We start from the raw sequence: 2,221 nt of genomic DNA, 5'->3' as shown, positions 1-2,221 counted from the left end.
TCCTCCGAATCGTCCGGAGTATGCACCCATATCGCGGCGACGACCGTCACCAGCGCCCAGCCGATGATGGCGGCCGGGATAGCCCAGAGGCGGCGCAGCAGCAGCGCTGTCGCGCACTGGCCGGCGAGGTTGGCGTCGTGGGCTCCGGGGCTCTGCGACAGGCTCCCGTTGAAGCCCCTCCCGCAACTGATTTGCATTCCCCATTGGTCGTATTGGTCCAGGTGCACCGGAAACCACAGCGCCAGCAGTCCGGTGGCGATCAACGCGGCGCCCACGACTCCGAGTAGTACCTGACGATTGCTCACGAGTCTCCTCTCGGGTCACGCCGTGTGCCGAGATATGTGAATCGGCGCATCGACGGTAGTCCAGCTGCCCTTGCGGTCATGTCATGCACACGTTTGCGAACAGCAGCACCGGCCACGACACGATCGATCCCAGGAACGACACCACCAGATCGACCCCGTGCATGTTCTGAAGATGCGCGGTGTGCGTCGTCGACCAGATGGCTCCGATCAGCAGATACGGTGTGCCGACGACCACTCCCAGCGCGATCAGCTGCGCGATCGTGAGCTGGTAGCCGAGGACGCGGCGAATCGTCTCCAGCATGAGCGGTTACCTCCCAACCGGGCCCCTGAAACGCTGCTCAGGCGTATCGAGCAAGAGCTATGTTAATGACGGTTCTGACTCGGCGGTAGGTTTTTTGGCAACAATCCGCGGGATAGGGTGAGGCGGTGACGACGCCGCGAGCGCAGGGCGCCGCCGAAGTACGCCGACGGCCCAAGGATCGCAAAGATCAGATCGCCCGGGCATCCGCCGAGGCGTTCAGTGCGCAGGGCTACCACGCCGTCAGCATGGAAGCGATCGCGGCCAAGGTCGGAATATCCGCGCCGGCGCTGTATCGGCACCATGCCAGCAAGTACGAGCTGTTCCGCGACGCCGTCCTGGCGCTTGGCCAGCAACTGGTCGACTGCACCGACTTCGCCGATACCGAAGCCGGCGGCGATCCCGCCGAGACGCTGGACCGACTGGTCGAGGCGCTGATCGACGTGACGCTGGCCAATCGTGAATCCGGCGGGCTGTATCGATGGCAGGCTCGCTACCTGCACGGCGAAGACCAATCTGCGCTCGGCGATCAGCTGCGATTGGTGAACCGCCGAATTCAGCGGCCGCTCATTGCGATTCGCCCCAACCTGACCTCGTCGCAGCGATGGATGCTGTCGGCGGGGCTGCTCAGCGTGATCGGAAGCGCCGTCGACCACCGAGTTCAGTTGCCCGCCAACGACATCCGCGCGCTGCTCGCCGGCGCCGCCTCGGCGGTACTCCAGGCCGAGCTGCCGGAACCGGCGGATACCGTGGACCGCCCGGCCTCGTGGCGAATCTTCGAAGCCGACACCGGGGTATACGAAGCCCTGCTGCAGGCGTCGATGGTGTTGTTCAACGCCAAGGGCTATCCCGAGACCAGCATGGCCGAGATCGCCTCGGCCGTCGGTATTCCGGTGTCGGGGATCTACCGCTACTTCCCGGGCAAGTGCGACATCCTCGCGACGGGGTTGCGGCGTGCGGCCGATCGGGTCTCGGGCCGGCTGTCGGCGATCCTGACCGGGCTGACCGAACCGGGCCATATGCTCACCTTGCTGATCGAGGCATACGTGGCTACCTCGTTCGCGAATCCGGATCTGGCCGCGATCTATTACACCGAACGGGTGAACCTGACGCGCGTGGATCAGGAACTGCTCCGTAGTGTGCAGCGCTCGACGATCGATGCCTGGATGCGCCTACTGGCAGCGGCGCGGCCGGCGCTCACCGAGACGCAGGCGCGTGTTCTGGTCCATGCGGCGATGGCGCTGGTAGTCGATGTTGGTCGGCTGGTGCACTACGAGAACTCCGCCGACAACTCCGCCTATTCGCAGGCGTGTGTGCGAAAACTGATGGAAGCTACGGTTTTTGGGACTGGCGGATAGCATTTCCGCCCAGGTAGGCTAGGTACCCGATCAATCCGACGGCGCCCAGGCTGCGGGTCTGCCGGCTCGCGAACGTCAGTCCCAGCACGGTCTCGATGCTGCCGTTGGTGTAGATGTGCTGGCGGGTGTTGCGCGGGAACGCCGACTTGGTGATCGGCTCGAACAGGCCGGGGCTGGTGAAGTGGGCCAGGCCGGCGCCGGCCAGCGCCAGACCCGAAAAGCGGGCAATGCGGTTGCTTTTGCGGGACATGCCTCTCCTT

At 65.0% G+C, this 2,221-nt stretch carries 4 protein-coding genes; 1 reads left to right on the top strand and 3 read right to left on the bottom strand.

Annotation, left to right across the window (positions count from 1 at the left end; translation table 11 throughout):
- Positions 1 to 305 (bottom strand): hypothetical protein (locus VN856_RS00135; protein ID WP_325685110.1); only part of this gene is annotated, 305 nt, incomplete at its 3' end.
- A 76-nt stretch (positions 306 to 381) separates the two neighbouring features.
- Positions 382 to 606: a hypothetical protein gene (locus VN856_RS00130; RefSeq protein ID WP_325685109.1), complete on the bottom strand. Its 225-nt coding sequence runs from the start codon at positions 604 to 606 to the stop codon at positions 382 to 384.
- A 125-nt stretch (positions 607 to 731) separates the two neighbouring features.
- On the opposite strand from VN856_RS00130, the gene VN856_RS00125 reads away from it, so the two are divergent.
- Positions 732 to 1,961 (top strand): TetR/AcrR family transcriptional regulator, encoded by a 1,230-nt coding sequence (locus VN856_RS00125; RefSeq protein WP_325685108.1) that lies wholly within the window; start codon positions 732 to 734, stop codon positions 1,959 to 1,961.
- On the opposite strand, the gene VN856_RS00120 is transcribed toward VN856_RS00125, so the two are convergent.
- Entirely contained in the window at positions 1,936 to 2,211 is a 276-nt protein-coding gene (locus tag VN856_RS00120) for a hypothetical protein (protein ID WP_325685107.1), read from the bottom strand. The two genes, VN856_RS00125 and VN856_RS00120, sit on opposite strands and share 26 nt — an antisense overlap.
- Positions 2,212 to 2,221 lie beyond the last annotated feature (10 nt).

Source organism: Mycobacterium sp., assembly GCF_035603715.1.
In the GTDB taxonomy this organism is placed as follows: domain Bacteria; phylum Actinomycetota; class Actinomycetes; order Mycobacteriales; family Mycobacteriaceae; genus Mycobacterium.
This window is presented reverse-complemented; position numbering and strand designations above follow the sequence as displayed.

Excerpts from the sequence above, each read along its gene's own strand:
- VN856_RS00120 (WP_325685107.1), bottom strand. The coding sequence starts at position 2,211 with ATGTCCCGCAAAAGCAACCGCATTGCCCGCTTTTCGGGTCTGGCGCTG.
- VN856_RS00130 (WP_325685109.1), bottom strand. The coding sequence starts at position 606 with ATGCTGGAGACGATTCGCCGCGTCCTCGGCTACCAGCTCACGATCGCG.